The organism is Mycobacterium sp. E2327 (assembly GCF_001672675.1).
Classification (GTDB): Bacteria; Actinomycetota; Actinomycetes; order Mycobacteriales; family Mycobacteriaceae; genus Mycobacterium.
The window spans coordinates 37,644-58,406 of sequence record NZ_LZKE01000147.1; the positions used below are offsets into that span (position 1 = coordinate 37,644).

The 20,763-nt window shown below is 69.5% G+C and carries 20 protein-coding genes; 11 read left to right on the plus strand and 9 right to left on the minus strand.

The window, feature by feature from the left end; genetic code table 11:
* Positions 1–50: 50 nt before the first annotated feature.
* From A5712_RS17980 to A5712_RS17990, 3 genes are read left to right on the plus strand one after another with little or no spacing between them, the layout of a single operon-like run.
* On the plus strand, positions 51–638 hold the full coding sequence (locus A5712_RS17980; protein ID WP_068107689.1) for a peroxiredoxin: 588 nt from the start codon (positions 51–53) through the stop codon (positions 636–638).
* Positions 639–648: 10 nt separating this feature from the next.
* Complete coding sequence (locus A5712_RS17985; protein ID WP_068107691.1) at positions 649–1,185, plus strand: alkyl hydroperoxide reductase; 537 nt, start codon at positions 649–651, stop codon at positions 1,183–1,185.
* Between the two features lie 3 nt (positions 1,186–1,188).
* Positions 1,189–2,475, plus strand: a complete 1,287-nt coding sequence (locus A5712_RS17990) for an alpha-amylase family protein (protein ID WP_068107693.1) — start codon at positions 1,189–1,191, stop codon at positions 2,473–2,475.
* Here A5712_RS17990 and A5712_RS17995 read toward each other — a convergent pair.
* Positions 2,461–2,904, minus strand: a complete 444-nt coding sequence (locus A5712_RS17995) for a DUF1810 domain-containing protein (protein WP_082973505.1) — start codon at positions 2,902–2,904, stop codon at positions 2,461–2,463. The genes A5712_RS17990 and A5712_RS17995 overlap by 15 nt on opposite strands.
* On the opposite strand from A5712_RS17995, the gene A5712_RS18000 reads away from it, so the two are divergent.
* Positions 2,903–4,138, plus strand: coding sequence for an alpha-hydroxy acid oxidase (locus A5712_RS18000; protein ID WP_156766619.1), 1,236 nt, complete (start codon positions 2,903–2,905; stop codon positions 4,136–4,138). The genes A5712_RS17995 and A5712_RS18000 overlap by 2 nt on opposite strands.
* A 10-nt stretch (positions 4,139–4,148) precedes the next feature.
* On the opposite strand, the gene A5712_RS18005 is transcribed toward A5712_RS18000, so the two are convergent.
* Positions 4,149–5,276: a phytanoyl-CoA dioxygenase family protein gene (locus A5712_RS18005; protein ID WP_068107699.1), complete on the minus strand. Its 1,128-nt coding sequence runs from the start codon at positions 5,274–5,276 to the stop codon at positions 4,149–4,151.
* A gap of 91 nt (positions 5,277–5,367) precedes the next feature.
* Here A5712_RS18005 and lon point away from each other — a divergent pair, with 91 nt between their 5' ends.
* The 5 genes from lon (at position 5,368) to A5712_RS18030 (ending at position 10,288) form a co-directional block, all read left to right on the plus strand.
* Complete coding sequence (gene lon, locus A5712_RS18010; RefSeq protein ID WP_068107701.1) at positions 5,368–7,680, plus strand: endopeptidase La; 2,313 nt, start codon at positions 5,368–5,370, stop codon at positions 7,678–7,680.
* Positions 7,681–7,897: 217 nt separating this feature from the next.
* A complete protein-coding gene (locus A5712_RS32035; RefSeq protein ID WP_068107704.1) occupies positions 7,898–8,389 on the plus strand; it encodes a hypothetical protein in 492 nt (163 codons plus the stop codon).
* Between the two features lie 154 nt (positions 8,390–8,543).
* A complete protein-coding gene (locus A5712_RS18020; protein ID WP_068107706.1) occupies positions 8,544–8,876 on the plus strand; it encodes a TfoX/Sxy family protein in 333 nt (110 codons plus the stop codon).
* A 43-nt stretch (positions 8,877–8,919) separates the two neighbouring features.
* Positions 8,920–9,555 carry an endonuclease gene (locus tag A5712_RS18025; protein WP_068107708.1) on the plus strand — a complete coding sequence of 212 codons (636 nt, stop codon included), beginning with the start codon at positions 8,920–8,922 and terminating at the stop codon, positions 9,553–9,555.
* A 7-nt stretch (positions 9,556–9,562) separates the two neighbouring features.
* Positions 9,563–10,288, plus strand: a complete 726-nt coding sequence (locus tag A5712_RS18030; protein WP_068107710.1) for a DUF72 domain-containing protein — start codon at positions 9,563–9,565, stop codon at positions 10,286–10,288.
* Between the two features lie 6 nt (positions 10,289–10,294).
* On the opposite strand, the gene A5712_RS18035 is transcribed toward A5712_RS18030, so the two are convergent.
* From A5712_RS18035 to A5712_RS18045, 3 genes are all read right to left on the minus strand, one after another.
* A complete protein-coding gene (locus A5712_RS18035) occupies positions 10,295–12,418 on the minus strand; it encodes a hypothetical protein (protein ID WP_068107712.1) in 2,124 nt (707 codons plus the stop codon).
* Between the two features lie 110 nt (positions 12,419–12,528).
* Entirely contained in the window at positions 12,529–14,013 is a 1,485-nt protein-coding gene (locus tag A5712_RS18040; RefSeq protein WP_068107715.1) for an acetyl-CoA acetyltransferase, read from the minus strand.
* 88 nt (positions 14,014–14,101) lie between these two features.
* Entirely contained in the window at positions 14,102–16,510 is a 2,409-nt protein-coding gene (locus A5712_RS18045) for a CoA transferase (RefSeq protein WP_068107717.1), read from the minus strand.
* A 153-nt stretch (positions 16,511–16,663) separates the two neighbouring features.
* Between A5712_RS18045 and A5712_RS18050 the strand changes: the two genes are divergently transcribed.
* Both A5712_RS18050 and A5712_RS18055 read left to right on the plus strand, forming a co-directional pair.
* Positions 16,664–17,566 (plus strand): undecaprenyl-diphosphate phosphatase, encoded by a 903-nt coding sequence (locus A5712_RS18050; protein WP_068107719.1) that lies wholly within the window; start codon positions 16,664–16,666, stop codon positions 17,564–17,566.
* Between the two features lie 65 nt (positions 17,567–17,631).
* Entirely contained in the window at positions 17,632–18,129 is a 498-nt protein-coding gene (locus tag A5712_RS18055) for a DUF427 domain-containing protein (protein WP_068107721.1), read from the plus strand.
* Positions 18,130–18,133: 4 nt separating this feature from the next.
* On the opposite strand, the gene A5712_RS18060 is transcribed toward A5712_RS18055, so the two are convergent.
* The 4 genes from A5712_RS18060 to A5712_RS18075 form a co-directional block, all read right to left on the minus strand.
* Entirely contained in the window at positions 18,134–18,937 is an 804-nt protein-coding gene (locus A5712_RS18060; RefSeq protein WP_068107723.1) for an SDR family oxidoreductase, read from the minus strand.
* A gap of 48 nt (positions 18,938–18,985) precedes the next feature.
* Positions 18,986–19,651: a TetR/AcrR family transcriptional regulator gene (locus A5712_RS18065; protein WP_068107725.1), complete on the minus strand. Its 666-nt coding sequence runs from the start codon at positions 19,649–19,651 to the stop codon at positions 18,986–18,988.
* 72 nt (positions 19,652–19,723) lie between these two features.
* Complete coding sequence (locus A5712_RS18070) at positions 19,724–20,140, minus strand: hypothetical protein (protein WP_156766614.1); 417 nt, start codon at positions 20,138–20,140, stop codon at positions 19,724–19,726.
* Positions 20,141–20,231: 91 nt separating this feature from the next.
* Positions 20,232–20,759, minus strand: coding sequence for a GNAT family N-acetyltransferase (locus tag A5712_RS18075; protein ID WP_231982153.1), 528 nt, complete (start codon positions 20,757–20,759; stop codon positions 20,232–20,234).
* Positions 20,760–20,763: the final 4 nt, after the last annotated feature.

Below are 20,763 nucleotides of genomic sequence, written 5' to 3' on the forward strand. Positions count from 1 at the left end.
CAAGATGGTGGCAGACGGCTAATCTTGAATAATTCCAGTTAAGGAGCGATATGTCCCTGCTGACCATCGGCGACCAATTCCCCGCCTACCAGCTCACCGCGCTGATCGGTGGTGACCTGTCGAAGGTCGACGCCAAGCAGCCCGGCGACTACTTCACCACCATCACCAACGAGGACCACGACGGCAAGTGGCGCATTATCTTCTTCTGGCCCAAGGACTTCACCTTCGTGTGCCCGACGGAGATCGCCGCGTTCGGCAAGCTCAACGACGAGTTCGAGGATCGCGAAGCCCAGGTGCTCGGTGTCTCGATCGACAGTGAGTTCGTGCACTTCCAGTGGCGCGCGCAGCACGAAGACCTCAAGAAGCTGCCCTTCCCGATGCTCTCGGACATCAAGCGGGAGCTTTCGCTGGCCACCGGCGTGCTCAACGCCGACGGCGTCGCCGACCGGGTCACATTCATCGTCGATCCGAATAACGAAATCCAATTCGTCTCGGCGACCGCCGGATCCGTGGGGCGTAATGTCGACGAGGTGCTGCGAGTCCTGGACGCGTTGCAGTCCGACGAGCTGTGCGCCTGCAACTGGCGCAAGGGCGACCCGACCATCGACGCGGGCGAACTGCTCAAGGCATCGGCATAAAGGGGGCGAGATGAGCGTCGAGAACCTCAAGGCCGCGCTGCCCGAGTACGCCAAGGACCTCAAGCTCAACCTGGGTTCGATCACGCGCAGCACGGTGCTGACCGAGGAACAGCTCTGGGGCACGCTGCTGGCCAGCGCCGCGGCCACCCGAAACACCCAGGTGTTGGCCGAGATTGGCGCCGAGGCGGGCGACTACCTGTCGGCCGAGGCCTACCAGGCCGCGTTGGGCGCCGCGTCGATCATGGGCATGAACAACGTGTTCTACCGGGGCCGCGGCTTCCTGGACGGCCAGTACGACGACCTTCGGCCCGGGCTGCGGATGAACATCATCGCCAATCCGGGTGTGGACAAGGCGAATTTCGAGCTCTGGTCGTTCGCGGTGTCGTCGATCAACGGGTGTTCGCACTGCGTGGTCGCGCACGAGCACACGCTGCGCGAGGCGGGCGTGGACCGCGAGGCCATCCTCGAGGCGCTGAAGGCCGCGGCGATCGTCGCCGGTGTGGCCCAAGCGATCGTCGCCTCCCAGACGCTGGCCGCCGTCGGCTGACCAGTGACGAAGCCAGCCTGGGTAGAGCACGCCATCTGGTGGCAGGTCTATCCACTGGGATTCGTCGGCGCGTTTCCTCAGGCATCGGAGTCGGAGCCGCCGCAGCCGGACCAACATCGGCTGCGGCGGCTCGTCGACTGGTTCGACCATGCCATCGCGTTGGGGGCGTCGGGGATCGCGCTCGGGCCGATCTTCGCCTCGCGCACACACGGTTACGACACCACCGATCACTACCGGATCGATCCCCGACTGGGTGACGACGACGACTTCGATCACGTTGTCGCGGAGGCCCACCGCCGCGGGCTGCGCGTCCTGCTCGACGGCGTGTTCAACCACGTCGGCGTGGACTTCCCGCGCTATCGGGAAGCGGCGCCCGGCTGGTTCAGCGGAGGGACGTTCGAGGGCCACTCCGAGCTCATCACGCTCAACCACGACAGCCCCGAGGTCATCGACTACACCGTCGACGTGATGGCGCACTGGCTGGAACGCGGCGCGGACGGCTGGCGCCTCGACGCGGCCTACATCGTGCCGCAACAATTCTGGGCGTCGACGCTGCCGCGGGTGCGCGAGCGATATCCGGACGCGTGGTTCGTCGGCGAGCTCATCCACGGCGACTACGCCGCGGTGGTCGAGGCGGCGACGTTCGACTCCGCGACCCAGTACGAGCTGTGGAAGGCGATCTGGAGCAGCCTCAACGACGGCAACTTCTTCGAGCTGGACTGGGCGCTGCAGCGGCACGACGCGTTCCTGGAAACCTTCGCCCCACTGACGTTCATCGGCAATCACGACGTCACCCGCATCGCCAGCCGGCTCGACCGACCCGAGCACGTGGCCCACGCGCTGGTGATCCTGCTGACCGTCGGCGGGGTGCCCAGCGTGTACGCCGGCGACGAGCTCGGATTCCGCGGCGTCAAGGAGGAGCGGTACGGCGGCGACGACGCGGTGCGCCCCGAGTTCGGCGCTCCCCCAATAAAATTGGATGCATTCGGCGCCCAGATGTGGGCGTTGCATCAGTTCCTGGTCGGGTTGCGCCGTCGTCACCCGTGGCTGCACGCGGCATCGACGACCGCGTTGCGGCTGGAAAACCGGCACTACGTCTACGAGACGCGCAACGGCGAGAACGCGCTGCTGGTGGCGCTCAACATCGGCGACGAGCCGATGCGCGTCGCGCTGTCGGAGGCGGGCATGGCGCGCGCACAGGTCGTCGCGGGATCCTCGGCGCCACCACCGGAGGTGCTCGACGCGGTGGTTGTCGAGCCGCATGGCTGGCGGATCCTAAGCCCGGCCTAGGCGCGCCAGCGTCTGCTGGTCCTGCTGGCCGCCGTAGTACTTGTCGAGCAGCGCGAGGAAGTCCTCGTTGTCGTCGGTGGCCTGCGCGAACAGCGTCATCGACGAGCGCAGCTTGAGGTCGTCGGGCGAGCCGAAGATCTGCTCCGCGGACCGTCCCGGCACCGCGTTGACCAGCCGGGTGCACTCGCGCAATCGCGGCCCGAGCACCTCGTGCTCCAGGTACGCGCGGGCCTCCTCGAGCGAGGAGATGCCGTAGTGCAACGCCGTCGGGCTGCTGCCCAGCCCGCGCAGCTGCGGGAAGACGAACCACATCCAGTGGCTGCGCTTCCGGCCGGCGCGCAGCTCGTCGACGACGTCGCGGTACACCGGGGCCTGCGCGTCCACGAAGCGCTTCAGGTCGAAGGGATCCATGCGACTACCGTTGCACATTGTGGTCAAGCGACGAGTGCCCAAGGTGCGCGATCTGGCGCCGCTGATGCAGTTCAAACGACCGCAGCTCGACGCGACCAAGCGCCGCCTGGCCGCCGCGTTCACCATCGAGGACCTGCGCCGCATCGCAAAACGGCGCACCCCCAGGGCGGCGTTCGACTACACCGACGGGGCGGCCGACGACGAGCTGTCCATCGCGCGGGCCCGACAGGCGTTCCGCGACATCGAGTTTCACCCGACCATCCTGCGCGACGTCTCCAACGTGACCGCCGGATGGAACGTCCTGGGCCAGCCGGTGGTGCTGCCGTTCGGGATCGCGCCGACCGGATTCACCCGGTTGATGCACACCGAGGGCGAGATCGCCGGCGCGCGGGCGGCCGCGCGGGCGGGGATCCCGTTCTCGCTCTCCACCCTGGGCACCACGGCGATCGAAGACTTGGTGAGCGCTGTTCCCCAGGGACGCAAGTGGTTTCAGCTCTACATGTGGCGCGACCGCGACCGCTCGATGGCGCTGGTGAAGCGCGCGGCCGACGCGGGATTCGACACCCTGCTGGCCACCGTCGACGTCCCGGTCGCGGGCGCGCGGCTGCGCGACAACCGCAACGGCATGACGATCCCGCCGACGCTGACCCTGCGCACCGTGCTGGACGCGGTGCCGCACCCGAAGTGGTGGTTCGACCTGCTGACCACCGAGCCGCTGGCCTTCGCGTCGCTGGATCGCTGGTCGGGCACCGTCGGCGAGTACCTCAGCACGATGTTCGACCCCAGCCTGACCTTCGATGACCTGGAATGGATCAAGGCCCAATGGCCCGGCAAGCTGGTCGTCAAAGGGATTCAGACGCTCGACGACGCCCGCGCCGTCGTGGACCGCGGCGTCGACGGCATCGTGCTGTCCAATCACGGTGGGCGCCAACTGGATCGGGCCCCGGTGCCCTTTCACCTGTTGCCCACCGTCGCCCGCGAGCTGGGCAAGCACACCGAGATCCTGGTCGACACCGGCATCATGTCCGGCGCCGACATCGTCGCGGCGATCGCGCTGGGCGCGCGGTGCACGCTGGTCGGGCGGGCCTACCTGTACGGGCTGATGGCCGGCGGCGAGGCGGGTGTGGCCCGGGCCATCGAGATCCTGCAGACCGGGATCATCCGGACCATGGGACTGCTCGGCGTCACCTGCCTCGAGGAGCTATCGCCCAAGCACGTGACGCAGCTGCGGCGGCTGGGACCCGTGCCGTAGCGGGCCGACGCTACTGCAGGCGGGCGACCCGCTCGGTGCGGTTGCGCACCAGGTCGTTAAAGGCCTGGCCCGGCCCGATGTGGTCGAAGAGCCGCGGCGGGTAATGGGTGACGTACATGGTGCGGCGGCCGCCCGCGCCGGTCGGCCGCGGGGACGCGTGCATCAGGTCCTGGACGTGCACCGTGACGTCGCCGGGCGCGGTGTCGATGCTCACCACCGGCACCCCCCGCAGCCGCTGGTCCCACCGGTAATGAATGGCTTGACCGTGGCTGCCGGGAACGACCTGCAGGTTGCCGGTCGAGGAGTCGGAGCCGGTGAGTTGAATGCCGACACTGACCGCAGGGCACATGATGCCGTGCCCGCCCATGCCACAGTCTTGATGCCACGGGATGTTGGAGAGCCCGCTGGTGTTGCCTGGCGCCTTGAGCAACACCGCGCTGCCTTCCATTCGATCCGGGGCGGCGCGCAGCCCGGGGTCGATGAGGGTGCCGAGCCTGCGCACCCTCGGGTCGCGTTCCAAGGCGGCCAGGACCGGCGAGCGCAACGTCGCGTAGACCAATCGGCACAGCACGCTCGTGCCGTCTTCGGCGGTGGCCCACCAGGATTGGTCGTCGCCGGGGCGGGCTTGCTGCGCCAGCCGGTCGATTTCGCGGTTGGCGACTCGCATCTCCTCGGCCTCGAAGACGCCGCTGACGTGCAGGTAACCCATCGTCCGCAGCTGGGCCGCCAGCTCGTCGTCGGTGGCTTCCAGCGTGAAGACCGCTCGCGGGTCGCGTCCCCGAAGGTCGGCCCGGGCCGGATCGTATGGCGGGATGCCGGCATGGAGGTATCGCAAGACCGGATCCCAGTCGGCCAGCTCGTCGAATCCTCCCCGCTCGAAGACAAGCTCGTCGGACAGCAACAGGTTGATGACCGTGCGGACCTGATCCACCATGTCGTCCCAGGCCTGGCGGGAAAGGCGCACGACGACCCCGGCGTGGCCGGCATGCCCTTCGTCGACGCGGATCGTCGACCCGTCGACGGCGTAGGTGACCGCCTTGTCCTCGACGACGAACGTGATCGCGCCGGTCAGCTCGGCGGCCGCGGCTTCGAGAACGCCGCGGTCAATGGCGTGCCCGACCGGACGGGACAGTGTCACGGACCGATTATGCGCGCAGCGGATCTCCTCCGGGGAACAAACCGGCGCCCGGCTGGGTTAAGCGCAGCAGACTCAACTTTTGGAGGACCTAATGGCTGAAGCCAAGTCTGTTCCGGTCTTGTTCACGCCGACGATCGTGTTGCCCGGAATGGTGGTGCCGATCGCCCTGGACGACGCAGCCCGGGCGGCGATCGACGCCGCAGAGGCGAGCGAGTCGGGGCAGCTGCTGATCGCGCCCCGGCTGGACGACCGCTACCCCACCCACGGGGTGATCGCGAAGATTCTGCAAGTCGGCCGGATTGCCGGTGGTGGCACCGCGGCGGTCGTGCGCGGCGAGCGCAGGGCGCACATCGGGGCGGGCGTATCCGGGCCCGGCGCCGCGCTGTGGGTCGAGGTGACCGAGGCGCCCGAAACACCGGCGACCGACGAGGTCAAGGCCCTGGCGGCGGAATACAAGAAACTGCTGCTGGCCATGCTGCAGCGCCGCGAGGCCTGGCAGATCGTCGACTACGTCAACAGCCTGACCGACCCGTCGGCGCTGGCGGACACGTCCGGGTACGCGTCCTACCTCACCGACGTGCAGAAGCGCCAGCTGCTCGAGACCGTGGACGTGGCCGAGCGGCTGCGCGTGCTGATCGACTGGACCAGCTCGCACTTGGCCGAGGTCGAGGTCAACGAGAAGATCGCCGAGGACGTCCGCGACGGCATGGAAAAGACGCAGAAGGAGTTCCTGCTGCGCCAACAGCTGGCGGCCATCCGCAAGGAACTGGGCGAGGGCGAGCCCGACGGATCCGACGATTATCGGGCCCGCGTCGAGGCCGCCGAGCTGCCCGAGAAGGTGCGCGAGGCCGCGCTGCGCGAGGTCGGCAAGCTGGAACGCTCCAGCGACCAAAGCCCCGAGAGCGGCTGGATCCGCACCTGGCTGGACACCGTGCTCGACCTGCCGTGGAACGTGCGGACCGAGGACTCGACGGACCTGGGCGCGGCCCGGGCGGTCTTGGACGCTGACCACCACGGGCTGGACGACGTCAAGGACCGCATCGTCGAATACCTGGCCGTGCGCACGCGCCGCGCGCAGCGCGGGCTGCAGGTCGTCGGCGGGCGCGGCTCCGGTGCCGTGATGGTGCTGGCCGGTCCCCCCGGCGTCGGCAAGACGTCGCTGGGCGAGAGCGTGGCCCGGGCTCTGGGTCGCAAGTTCGTGCGCGTCGCCCTGGGCGGCGTGCGGGACGAGGCCGAGATCCGCGGGCACCGGCGCACCTACGTGGGCGCGCTGCCGGGCCGGATCGTGCGGGCGATCGGCGAGGCGGGATCGATGAATCCCGTTGTGCTGCTGGACGAGATCGACAAGGTCGGTTCCGACTACCGCGGCGACCCGAGCGCGGCGCTGCTCGAGGTGCTCGACCCGGCGCAGAACCACACGTTCCGCGACCACTACCTGGATCTGGACCTGGACCTGTCCGATGTGGTGTTCCTGGCCACCGCCAACGTGATCGAGAACATCCCGTCGGCCCTGCTGGACCGCATGGAGTTGGTGCAGATCGACGGATACACCGAGGACGACAAGGTCGCCATCGCCCGCGACTACCTGCTGCCCCGGCAGCGGGAGCGGGCGGCGCTGAACGACGACGAGGTCACCGTCACCGACGCCGCGCTGCGCAAGATCGCCGCGGATTACACCCGCGAGCCGGGGGTCCGTCAGTTCGAGCGGCTGCTGGCCAAGGCGCTGCGCAAGGTGACGACCAAGATCGCCGACGAACCGGTCACGATCGACGAGCCCGATCTGGTTGGTTACCTGGGCCGTCCGCGCTTCACGCCCGAGTCGGCCGAACGCACGGCGGTGCCGGGCGTGGCCACCGGCCTGGCCGTGACCGGGCTGGGCGGCGACGTCCTCTACCTCGAGGCCGGGGCGACCGACGGCGAATCGGGTTTGCAGCTGACCGGTCAGTTGGGCGACGTGATGAAGGAGTCGGCGCAGATCGCGCTGTCCTACGTGCGCTCACACGCCGCGGAGCTGGGCGTTGACCCCAAGGCGCTGGACCGGCGCATCCACGTGCACGTGCCCGCCGGCGCGGTGCCCAAGGACGGCCCGTCGGCCGGTGTGACGATGGTCACCGCGCTGGTGTCGATGGCCACCGGGCGCCAGGTGCGCAGCGATGTCGGCATGACCGGCGAGGTCACGCTGAACGGCCGGGTGCTGCCGATCGGTGGCGTGAAGCAGAAGCTGCTGGCCGCCCAGCGTGCCGGTCTGTCAACGGTTTTCATCCCGGCGCGCAACGAGCCCGATCTGGATGACGTGCCCGCCGAGGTGCTCGAAGCGCTGGACGTCAAGCCGATGACGGACGTCGCGGAGATCGTCGCGCAGGCGCTCGAACCGGTGACGGACACCGCGACCGTCGCCGCCTAAGGCGCCGTGGCTGCCAGGAGCTTGTCGTAAACCTGGGAGTCTGCTGCCAATGAATTGCCGTCGGTGGGTTTTCCGATCGGCCCACTCGGGTAGCCGAGGGACCAGGGGGTCGTCCCCCATCCCTCGGCCCAAACCCGGTGCCTGGGGAAATAACTGAACAACACCGTCAATGCTGTTGCGCTGCGTGCGTCGCAGCCAAGCTGGACAAGGAGTTCACATGAATCTCACCAAGATCGCCGCCACCGCCGCCATGGCCGGCGGCCTCGGGTCCGCGGCGCTCGGGTTGAGCGCCGGTTTCGCGCTCGCCGATCCCGGCCCGAACGTGCCGGGGCCGGGTCCCAACGTGCCCGGGCCGAACGTGCCGGGCGGGGACCGCGACGTGCCGGGTCCGGGTCAGACTGTGCCCGGACAGCCCATCTGTAACCCCGGTGCGCCCGGCGTGAACTGCAACGCGCCCGGCAGCCCCCTTCCCCCGGGCCAGAACGGCTTCCCGCCGCCGGGGCACTACAACGACCCGGGCCGCTACGGACTGCCGGCCACCTGGGTTCCGCCAGTCGGTGACCCCGACGGCACCCAGCTTCCGGTCGTGTTCAACCCGGACATGGGCCAGTGGGGCGTCAACACGTCGGCCGGTTTCCAGGCGTACACGCCCGCGGGCAACGCCGGCGGGAACGTGAACGGTGGCGGCAATGTGGGTGCCCCCCGCTAAAACCGGTAGCTGAAAGCCCGAATGCGACGGCCGCCCCTCACGGGGCGGCCGTCCTCACGTTCACCGAACCTGTAAATCCGCAGCGAAAGCGCGAGTGACGGCGTGCAAATTTACCGGCTCGGTGCTTGTCGGACCCCGACGCTATGGTCGGCCCATGGCCTACGACGAAGACCTGGCCAACCGGATCCGCGAACTGCTCGGCTCCGAGCGCGGCGTCGAGGAAAAGCGAATGTTCGGTGGTCTGGCGTTCCTGATCAACGGCAACATGTCCGTGGCCGCCAGCGGACAGGGCGGCCTGCTGGTGCGGGTACCGCCGGAGGAGACCGACAAACTGCTCAAGCGTGCCCACGTCGGCCCCATGGTGATGGCGGGCCGGGAAGCGCGCGGCTGGTTGCGCGTCGAGGCCGGCGGCGTGGGAACGAAACGGCAACTGCAGGATTGGGTCGCCAAGGGCGTCGGCTACGCCCGCGGCCTGCCCCCGAAGTAACCGTCACGGTTTGCTCGAGGGTGGTTCGGGTAAGCGGTGCGGTGTGGACAAGCGCGACGAAGTGGTGCGGCGGCTGCTGAAGGTCGCCGGCACGACGTATGCGGCCGAGGCCGGCGTCAAGATCCACGACAAGCCGATGCCGCTGTTCCAGTTGCTGGTGTTGTGCATGCTCGCCAGCAAGCCGATCGATGCCGCCGTCGCGATGAGCGCCGGCCGTGAATTGTTCAAGGCGGGCCTGCGCTCCCCCAAGGCCGTCCTGGCATCCGACCGGCGCACCATGATCAGCGCGTTCGGTCGCGCCCACTACGTGCGCTACGACGAGAGTTCGGCCACCCGACTCACCGACATCGCCGAGCGGGTCCGCGACGAGTATCACGGCGATCTGCGGGAAATGGCCGAAAGCTGCGGCCAGGACGTCGCCGCGGCGAAACGGATGCTGAAGAGATTCAAGGGAATTGGCGACACCGGCGCCGATATCTACCTGCGCGAAGTGCAAGACGTCTGGCCCTGGGTGCGGCCCTATTTCGACGGCCGCGCCACCGCGGCGGCCAGGCAGTTGGGCCTGCCTGCTCAGCCTGCGAAGCTGGGCGCCCTCGCTCCCCGGGCCAACGCGCGGCTGGCGGCCGCGCTCGTGCGGGCATCACTTGACGACGACGTGCGCCGGCAGGTGGCCGGATGAGCCGGCGTTGACCGTCCGGATCGGCACCTCCGGGTGGTCCTACAACCATTGGGCGGAGGTGCTCTACCCGACCGGTTTGCCGTCGGCGCGACGGTTGGCCCGCTACGTGGAGGTCTTCGACACCGTCGAGCTGAACGCGAGTTTCTATCGCTGGCCGAAGGATTCGACGTTCGCCGGTTGGCGCGAGCAGCTGCCCGACGGGTTCAAGATGTCGGTCAAGGCGCATCGCGGGCTGACGCACTATCGCCGGCTGTCGTCGCCCGAGCCGTGGATCGAGCGGTTCGAGCGCTGCTGGCAGCTGCTGGGCGACCGCCGCGGGGTGCTGCTCGTCCAACTGCACCCCGAGCAGCAGCGCGACGACGCGCGGCTGGATGCCTTCCTGGCCAGCGTGCCCGAACCCATCCGGGTGGCCGTCGAGCTGCGCCACCCGTCCTGGAACGACCCGGCCGTATACGAGTTGCTGGAACGCCGCCGCGCCGCCTACGTGGTGATGAGCGGTGCCGGGCTGGCGTGCGTGCCGCGCGCCACCACCGATCTGGTGTACATCCGCATGCACGGCCCGGACCAGGACGCGATCTACGCGGGCTGCTACTCGCACGAGCAGCTGCGGCGCTGGGCCGACCAGATCACCGAATGGGACCGCGACGGCAGGGACGTGTGGATGTATTTCAACAACGACCTGGGCGGCCACGCGGTAGGCAACGCGCTGTTCTTGCGCGGGCTGCTGGGTTGATCTGGCTCAGGCGTCGCCGCCCTGGTCGACGGGGGTCCAGCGCCCGTCGATGACGTCGGGCGGGCGTTGGGCCTGCAACCGCTCCCGTTCGGCCCGGCGGCGCTTGACCCGCAGCCGCGCGTCGGCCGGCATGGTGAACAGTTCGTCGCAGGTGAGGTAGTAGACGTCGTCGGCGGCGTCGAGGATGTCCGCCGCGACGCGCCGGGATCCCAACTCGCGCAACGTCATCCGCAGCTCATGGGTGAACCGCAGGGTGGTGTCGTGGGCCAGCTCGCGCGACGCGCGGGCGTTTGCGGCCACCCGCCGCACCAGGTTCGGCGCCGGGGCCGGCCCGCCGGGCGCGGCGCCCCCTTCCGGTTCGGCCAGCGCGGCGGCCGCCGTCAGCAACATGGCCGGATCGTCGCTGAACACCCGGCTGGCCAGCTCGGCGTCACCCGGCCCGCGGTGCCCGATTCTGCCCACGACGGCGTCGAGGGCGGCGGCGGTGTCGGGAGACAGGGCGCGGATGCTGCCGACGTTGCCCTCAGCGGCCAGCGCGCACAACGGCGGATCACTGCGCAACGCCGCCACCAGCTCGGCGGTCTCGGTCGCGATGCGGGTGCTTTCCATGATCATGCCCAGCCCCGACACCCGGGAGGCGGCACGCATGGGCTCCAGCGCCGCCGCGGTCACGCCCGAATCGATCAGCCACAGTGCGGTGAGGATCCAGCCCTGGTGGATGCGATCCCGCAGCAGCGGCACCCGGACCTCGAGCGCGGCGTCCGGCAGCGCCGCCAGCTGCGCGGCGTCGGCGTGTTCGGCCTCTGCGGCCGCGCCGTACGCCAGCGTGTCCCGCTTGAGGTGGCGCATCACCGTCAGCGAGCGCGCCGTCACGACCGCTTTGGCGAGCGACCCCAGCGCGCCCTCGGTCAGCCTCGGCTCGCCGAACGGCAGGACGTCACCCACCTGGGGTTGATCGGCCAGGGCGTGCCGGGCGACGGCGTGCTGGTCCCATCCGGGCAGCTGGGTGGCGGCGACGACGTTGGCCGACACCCCGACGTAGGCGCGGTGGCCGAAGACCGCGATCGCCCGGCTGCTCCACTCGTCGTCGACCACGCCGCCGAGCGCGAGCACCTGCCCCAGCACCCGGCTGGCCGTGCGCAGCCCGCTCAGCTGGACGTCGAGCGTTATCGGTGTCAGCGGGCCGGGGAGCGCCTCGGCGAGCCGGGCCGCGCTGAAGACCGGAAACCGGGGATCGATGCGGTCGTCGAACTCGCCCTCCAGCCCCTCGGGGGCCGCGCTGCGCAATTCGTCGGACGGCCGTGGCCGCGGGAGGACCTCCACCGGCAGCGCCACCTGGCCGCCGTGGCTGAGCGCCCCCTCGGGAAGGAGCCGGCGCCCGGCGAGGCCGCGTGCGGTGTCGGCGACCGCCTCGAGCGCTTGCCAGCCGAATTCGAAGCCCCAATCCTCTTGCACCGCAGTGATATCCATCTTCGGAACCAGTTTCGACCAGCTGCGCACCCCGTTCAGCCGCGAACGCGGGCCGACGGCGCGCAGCAGCCGCCACGCGGTGACCACGTTGGTGGTGTCCGGAGTGGCGAGGTCCACCACGCCGGTGCGGTCACTGCTCAGCGCGAAAACCAGGAACCGGACCAGGTCGTCGACGTGCAGGACGCGCATAGGACGGGTGGAAACCTTCGTGCGCAGCAGCGTGGCCACGGTGCGGCACACCATCCAGTCGAGCTGGCGGCCGACCGGCGGCGCGATCCGGACGACCAGGCTCGGTGCCCAGCTCGTGGACACCAGCTCCTCGGCGGGTCGATAGAGCTCGGGCCGGCCGGCGGCCTGGGACACGAACAGCAGCCGCGCGCCGGCGCGGGCGGCCGCGTGGGTCACGTGGGCGACCCCGTCGACGTCGGCGCCACCGGGCGCGCTGGGGTCGGCCGGGGCCAGGTGGATCAGCGTGTCGGCTTCGTCCGCCATGTCTTGCACGACGGGGTCGCTCAGCGGCGCGCAAACGAGTTCGACCGCGGGGTCCAGGCAGGGATGGGGGTGTTCAGCTATCCCGCTGACCGTGTGCCCGGCAGCGATGAGTTGCCGTGCGACCAGCCGCCCTACGGCGCCGGTGGCGTCGGTAACCAGGACGTGCACCTGGGCTCACCTCCCCCAACGTCCAACCCGACAATAGGCAAGTCGATGTCACTTGCGCGACCGTTAGCCCGTTTTCGGGACCTTTGGCCCGCGGTGTTGTAACCCGCTGGTTACCGCAGCGACGCGATGCCGTCCGGGGTGACGGCAACCTTGGCGCCACCGATGTCTTCGCGCACGGTTGCCTCGGCGGCGCCGGGATCGGCGATGACGGCCAGGGTGCGGGCCCCGTCGGGCGTCCGCACCGCCACGAATGCCTTCTCGGGCTGTCCGTCGCGGTCGAACGGTGTGGTCCAGGCTTCGACGGTCCCGACGCCGTCCCACTCGACCAGGCCCTCCCGGGTGGGTTCGCGATCCACGTCCGGCTGTGCGTCCTCCCAGCGGAACGACGCCGGCGGCTCGGTGCTGTAGACGCCGAAGCTGTGCTTCGTCAGGTAGCCGCCGTTGCCGGTGATGAGGCCGCGCCGGCCCGGGTTGGCCACCAGCAGTTCGGCCAGCGTGGCGATGGAATGCATGACGTAGTTGCTCCACGGGCCGCCCGCGAAGGTCAGCCCGCCGGTGACGGTGAGCGGGCGGGCCGGGTCGTCGGTGCTCAGGCCGAGTTCGGCGGCGGCGACCTGCACAGCGGACGGGAAGCAGGAGTACAGGTCGACGTAGTCGACGTCGTCGATGCCCAGCCCGGCCAGCTGCAGGGCGCGCGCGCCCGCGATCCGGATGGCCGCCGAGCGGTGCAGCTCGTCGCGCTCGGCGATGGACGGGGTGTCGTGGGCGTCGGTGCCGGCGTGCGGGTACACCCACCGGTCGGCGGGAACCTGTAGCCGTTGCGCCTCCTCGGCCGACGCCAGGACCAGCGCGGCGCCCTGGTCGACCATGTTGTTGGAGTTCATCAGCTTGGTGTAGGGCCAGCTGATCATCCGGTTTTGCGGTCCGGGCCGCCGGATTTCCTCGGCGGTCACCGGCTTGCGGATCCACGCGTGCGGGTTTTCGACCGCGACGGCGTTGAACCGCGCCCACAACTCGCTGACGCGCCTGAGGTGGTCGTCGACCGACTCGCCGTTGGCGATGCGAAGCGCCTGTTCGAACAGGGGGTAGACGAATGCCGGGAGGTTCAGCCCGCTCTTGAGCTCCGCGTCGCCGAACATCGGGATGTCCTCGCCGGTGACCTCGCCCAACGGCACGGATTCGTCCTGCACGGTCCACTCGAGCCTGCCGCCCTTGGCCTTCAGCCCCCGCCTGGTGCGCCACGTCTCGGCGCCGGCCAGCAGCACGACACCGGCCCGGCCCGCCTGGATGTCAAGGCAGGCCTGGTTGACCAGCGTCTGTGGGACGTTGCCGCCGACGGGGCTGTAGCGGGTGCTGAACCCTTCCACGCCCAGCCGCTCGCCCAGCAGCAGCGCGGGGTCGCGGTAGTGGGCCGACAACACGTTCACGACGCGGATGGAGTCGACGGCCTCGATCACCCGGGCGTCCGCGGCCTCCCGGGCCGCGACGGCCATCAGGTCCACCGGTTCGACCGACCGCGTCGCCGGGTCGATTTCGTCGCGGTGGTTCACCTGGCCGTAGCCGATCAACACCGGTGTCCTGGGATCGACGGTCATCCGATGAATTTAGCGTGCCTATGGATCCGGCCGGCGATGGGCATCGAATGTGCGGCCAGCCGCACGCTGGGCCCGCAGCCCGGGGATGCTAGGACGCGCCCGGGGTCGCGAACAGCACGCCGTCCCCGATCAGCCGCTCGATCTCGTCGGCGCTCATCCCGAGCAGGTTGCGGCAGATGGCGCGGGTGTCCTGGCCGGGCAGCGGCGCCGGGCGTTGCGGGGCCGGCGGGATGTGCTGAAACGGCGCCGCGCCCGTCTCCGCGGGCATCGGGCGCTTGATCAGCGGATGGGTCATGTCGGCGAACAGTTTTCGCTCGATCAACTGGGGGTCCTCTAGGATGTCCGGCGGCCGGTTCATCGGCCCGGCAGCGACACCGGCCGCCTGCAGCAGTTCGGTGTTGCGCAGCGGGGTGCGGGTGCGGGTCCAGGCCGACACCAGCTCGATCAATTCGCGGCGGTTGGCCAGGCGCGCTTCGCCGGTCGCGAACCGCGGGTCGTCGACCCACTGCGGATGGTCGAGAAGGCCTGCGAGGCAGCGCCATTCGTCGTCGGAGCCGATCGATATGACGCACCATTCGTCGTCGCCCGCGCAGGGGTAGACCGCGTGCAGGCTGGTGTCGTCGCGGATCAGGCCGACGCCCGCGGCCAGCGCGGCCTCGGTGACGTAATGGGTGTCGAGCTGGTTGAGCACGACCTCGGCCTGCGAGATGTGGACGTGCGACCCGCCACCGGTGCGATCGCGATGGATCAACGCGGCCAGCGCCGCGATCGCGGTGACCCGCCCGACCACGTGATCCGGGAAGATCGTCGTCGCGTCGTAGAAGGCGTGCCGTCCCGTGCCGGTGTCCGCGTCGTCGTCCGCCTCGTCGGACGTCCACAGCCGGGTCACCCCGGTGGCGGCGCGGACCAACGGGCCGTAGCCCAGCCGAGTGCGCCAGGGGCCGCTGTCGCCGTAGGCGCTGCTGCCGGCGAGCACGATCCGCGGGTTGACAGCGCGCAGCGCCTCGTAGTTAAAGCCAAGGGCGGTAAGGGTTCCCGGCTTGAAGTTGGCGAACACCGCGTCGGCCTCGGCAACCAGCCGGCGGAAGATGTCCTTGCCCTCGGCGCTGCGCAGGTCCAGGCCCAGCCCGAGGTGATTGCGGTGGGTCCACGCGAACGACTCGCTCATGGCGTCGCCTTCGCGGGCCTGCCGCAGTCCGTCGGGGTATTCGGCGCTTTCCACCTTGATGACCTCGGCGCCCAGGTCGCCGAACAGCCGGCTCAGCTCGCCGCCCGCGACGATGATGCCCAGATCGAGGATCCGCAGCCCGGTGAGCGGATAGTCGCCGACCCTGCCCGACGGTGCCCGCACCAGCACGGGATTCCCGCGCCAATACGGTTGGTCCTGCCCGATGGCCGGGGCCGGCGTGCGGAAACCCGCGCGCTGCCCGTCGACGACGAAATACCCGGTGGGCACGGTGGTCCGCACCCGCGGCAGCAGCTCCGCCTCGGTGATCGCGCCCACCTCTTGGAAATGTTCGGAGCCCAGGACCCAGGACGGCGGCAGCACCGCGGCGATCGGCACACCATGCGCCTGACCGGCGGCGACCAGGTCCTTCATCGTCTGGTCGGCGAACAACGCCTGGGCCAGCACGCTGATCTCGGGCCACGCCGCCATCCGGGCGCCGATCGCGTCGTATTTGGGGTCCTGAAACTCCTCGGGCTCCCCCAGCCAGCGACGCAACCCCCGCCACTGCCGGGGCGCCATCACGCACAGCCGGACGTAGCCGTCCTTGCACGGGCAGATCGGGTAGGCGTCCTGGTTCTTCGGGCGCCCCCGCCACCGGCCGCTGTGGCGGATGCCGGCGGCGACCTGCCCGTGTGCGCCGAACGCCGGGTCGAGGGCCATCACCACGGCATCGAACCGGGAGAAATCGATGTAATCGCCTGTGCCGCAGCGTAATCGGTTGTAGTAGGCGACGAGCGCCGCCCACGCCGCCTGCACCGCGGCAGTGGCCGAGGCGATGCCGTCCGGCGGCAACACCGGGGTGCCGGTGGTGGGACCGGACCGCGCCAGCGAGCCGCACATCGCGAACAACACCGGATCGGTGGCGCGCCACGCGGACCGCGGACCCGTCTCGCCGAAGTCGGTGACCGACAGCACCACCAGGTGCGGGTAGCGGGCCGCCAGCTCCGCGCCCGTCATCCCGAACGCGCCGATGTGCCCGGCCAGGCCGCTGTCCACGACGATGTCGGCCTCGGCGGCCAGGTCCAGGAACCGGCCGCAGTCGCCGTCCTCGAGCGGGTCCAGCACCGCGGCGCGCTTGTTGGCGTTGTGCAGCGCGAACGGGATGCTCGCGCCGGCCAGCGCCGGCAGGTCGTCGCGACCCATGCTGCCGCCGGGGAATTCGATCTTGAGGACGTCGGCGCCCAGGTCTGCAAACAGGCGGGTCACCGCGTCGGCGTTGCCGCTGGACAGGTCCAGCACGCGCACGGTTTCGAGCAGCCCCTCCGCCATCCGCTCACCGTACCTGCCTGGTCGGCGGCGGCACGCGAGCACGTTACCGGTGGCCAAATGCGCAGCAGCCCAAGCCGGTTCGCGCGCGAATTCCGACCGGCTACGCTCGGTAGTTCTTGTCGCCCACGACCCCGGATGGAGGCGCCCCACCCAATGACCGCGCACTTGAGCTATGTCGAGGCCGTGGTAGTCGGCGCGTTCCAGGGCGTCACCGAGCTGTTCCCGGTCTCCAGCCTGGGGCACTCGGTGTTGGTGCCGGCGCTGGTCGGTGGGCAATGGGGCCGAGACCTCGACGTGTCCACGCCCGAATCGCCCTACCTCGCCTTCATCGTCGGCCTGCACGTCGCGACCGCCGCCGCGCTGCTGGTGTTCTTCTGGCGGGACTGGTTGCGGATCGTGGCCGGCTTCTTCTCCTCGCTGCGGTATCGCCAAATTCAGACGCCCGACGAGCGGCTGGCCTGGCTGATCGTCGTCGCCACCATCCCGGTGGGCCTGGCCGGGGTGGCCCTCGAGCACCTGTTCCGGACCACGCTGGGCAAACCCATTCCGGCGGCGGCTTTCCTGTTGCTCAACGGCATCGCGCTGTATGCCGGGGAAGTCCTGCGCCGCCGCGTTTCACCGACCGGCGACGAGGAGCACGAGGACCACCGAGGCGAGGCCATCGACAACCGGCTGGCCCAACTGCCGCTGGGTCGTGGGCTGGTGATCGGCTCCTCGCAGATCCTGGCGCTGCTGCCCGGCATCAGCCGCTCCGGCATTGCGATGGTGGCCGGGCTGTGGCGCGGGCTGTCGCACGAGGACGCCGCCCGCTTCTCGTTCCTGCTTGCCACGCCGATCATCCTGGCGGCCGGGGTGTACAAGATCCCGGACCTGTTCGGCCCGCTCGGTGCCGGAATCGGCGGCCAGGTCCTGGCCGGCAGCGTCGCCTCGTTCGTCTGCGCCTACCTGGCCGTGCGGTTTCTGACGCGGTATTTCCAGACGCGCACCCTGACGCCGTTTGCGGTCTACTGCGCCGTCGTGGGCGGCGCCAGCCTCGTGTGGCTGAGCGTGCACTAGACCGGGTTCGCCTAACCTGGGCTCATCGCGACCGAAGGTCGATCGACGAGTTCGGAGACTGTGCAATGAGCCGTGCCGCGGGGCGAGCAGCCGGGCCCGAACGGGAATCGGTGTGGGACTATCCACGACCGCCTCGGGTGGAGCCCTTCACCGGGCTGATCACTGTGGAGCTGGGCGGCGAAGTGATCGCGTCGACCGAGCAGGCCTGGCGCGTGCTCGAGACCAGTCATCCGCCGACCTATTACCTCCCGCGGGAAGCGTTCGCCGGCGCGACGCTGCGTGAGGCGTCCGGAAGCTCGTGGTGTGAGTGGAAAGGGCAGGCCACCTATTACGACTTGGTGACCGCTACTACTGCCGCATCGAAGGCCGCGTGGAGCTACCTGAACCCGTCGCGCGGGTTTGCGTCGATACGCGGCGCGGTCGCGGTGCTGGCGGCGAAGGTCGACCGCTGCACCGTCAACGGTGAGGCCGTGGTGCCACAACCAGGCGGCTTTTACGGGGGCTGGATCACCAGCTGGATCACCGGTCCGTTCAAAGGCATCCCCGGCTCCACGGGGTGGTGACGATTCAGGCGGCCGGTGCGGGCGCGGCCCGCATCCGGCGAATGACGTTTGCAAGGATCTCGCTGCGCAGGCGTCGGGGCAGCGGCATCAGCGACGCAGTCAGAAACTTCGCCTGCAGACCGGGCACGACGGTGGTCCGCCGTCCCAGGGCCGAGAGGGTGGCTGTGGCGACTACGTCTGGCGTGGTCGCCGAATTCATAGTCATCCCGGCCCGCGCGCCGAAGCCGGTGTGCACGGGACCCGGTGCCACCGATATGACGTCGACGCCTTGCGGCTTCAGCTCGCCGTGCAGCGCCTCAGCGAAGCTCTGGACGTAGGACTTGGTCGCCGAGTAGGTGGCCTGCCCTGGGACGCCCTGCCATCCGACGATCGACCCGAACAACACGATGCCGCCGCTTGCGCGGCGGGTCAGGCGGGGGGTGAATGCGTGCGCCAGCGCGGTCACCGCGGTGATGTTGACCGCGATCATCTCGAGCTCGGGCGCTAGGGCTAAGTCGGTGAACGGACCGACGGTGCCGAAACCCGCGGCAAGGACGACGAGGCCGACGTCTATGTTCCTCGTCGCATCGGCCACCGCTTCGGCTCCGTTGGCATCGGCGAGATCGGCTGCGACGACCAGGGTCTCAACCCCGGTGGCGGCGTTGAGTTCCCGCGCGATCGCCTCCAACCGCGCCTGGTTTCGGGCCGCCAGCACCAGGTTGAGACCGCGGCGGGCCAGCTCGTCGGCGATCGCGCGGCCGATGCCGTCGCTGGCTCCGGTGACCAGGGCCCACGGTCCGTAGCGGCTGCGAAATCGACTGGCGTCCATTGCGCAACGATAACCATCCGATGTTATCGGTGTCAACATAGGGCCTCGCTAGCCGATGCCGTGCTCAAAGGTGTCAAGCAAGCGGCCGGTGACTTGTCGCTTCTGCGGCTCTCCCAGGCCGCTCAGCGCCCCATCCAAGTACAAGATGGCCAAACCGTGGACGGCGGCCCACGCCGCCTCATCAAGGCCGGCTCGTTGGCGAGGATCGATCACTCCGGTCGCTACCAGGTCGTCTACGCAGCGGCGCAGGAGTTGAAACGGATGCTGTTCGCCGGCAACGTCTTCGGCAGCTTCGGCGGCCTCGACCGCCTGCAGGCTGGTCGGGTGGGTCGCGAAAGCGGTGCGAAACAGCCCGGGTTCGGCGAGTGCGAAATCGACGTACGCCTGGCCGGTGGCACGGAACCTTGCCAGCGCCCGGCGCTTTCGATCACCGCGTGGCGGCACCGTGTTCAGGGCTTCGTGCATCATGGCGGCCAGCCGCTGCAACGCGTAGACGATGACCGCCGCGAGCAATTCGTCGCGGTTCGCGTAGTGACGGTAGGCGGCGGCGTTGCTCACGCCCGCCCGGCGCTGCACGTCACGCATGACCACCGCGTCCGGGCCACCGGCGCGAGCGAGTTCCACCGCGTGGTCAAGCAGAGCCCTTCGAAGGTCCCCATGGTGGTAGGTGTCGGTGGATGACCGGGTTCGATGCGCGTCTGGCCCTCGTGGCATGGCGTTATGGTGACATCGCCGTTCGGCGGTTCCGGGCGAGACTCACCGCAGTGTGGAGATCGGTTCGCCACGTCATCTGGTATGCGTTGTCTGGTCTTTGGTGAAACGCGACGGCGGTATCTCGTCCCACGTGGCTGGTAATGCCGTGACCGCAAGCGTGCCGTAGTTGACGGATACGTCACCGAGCCGGCCACGGAGGCGTCGGTAGATGACCCCATGTGCGCCATCGGCGATGTAGGCGCGCAGCGAAGCTTCGCTGTCGAAGGCGCCGAACGTCCGGAATCTGGCGCGCTCCCAGTCGATATCGAACCCGAAGCGAATCATGCCGGGAAAGGCTTTAGCATGCTCGATCACCGAGGGTATGGCCACCGCGAAGGCCGGCAGATGTTTCACCCGCCGTACCTGCAGTTGCAACCACACCGCCGGATAGCCGTCCGCGCCCGGTTGTGTCGTCGGCATCGGGTTCTCACCGTCGAACATCACTTTCACCGCTGACGCCTTCCTGCGATGTTATCGCCGTAAACATATCAGGATGGTGCGTCGCGGGCAACGGCGGGCGTCCAGTCGCGTGAGGGCCGGCTCAGACCGGCGCGCAGCGGTAGCGCACCTGTCGCACTGGCGTATCACCGAAAGTCTCTGTGCGCCAAGCTCCGTCGAACCGCCACCCGTCGCGTTCGTAGAACCGGCGGGCGCCGAGGTTCCCGTCCAACACCCACAGCACGGCCCCCGCCACGCCGAGCCGGCGCAGCCGCTCGCGCGCGGCGGCCATCAGCAGCCGCCCGATGCCGGTCCGCGCGTGCGCGGGGTCGACGTAGATCGCCATCAGCTCACCGAAATTCGGGAACTCCATCCCGCCGCACAGTCCCGTGGTCGCCAGGCCGCGGATCGCAGGACCGTCGACCGCGACCACGGTTGACGGCAGCCGAAGCCCGACCCGACCGAAGGCGTACCGGCCGGCGAAGAACTCGGGCGTCAGGCCGTCGAGGTAGGCCTGGTCGATCAGCCCGCGATACGCCGACTGCCACGACCGGACCTGCACCCGGGCCACGTCGCGTGCGTCGGCCGGGACGGCCGCCCGCACCTCGATCACGGGTGCAGTATCGGGCATAATC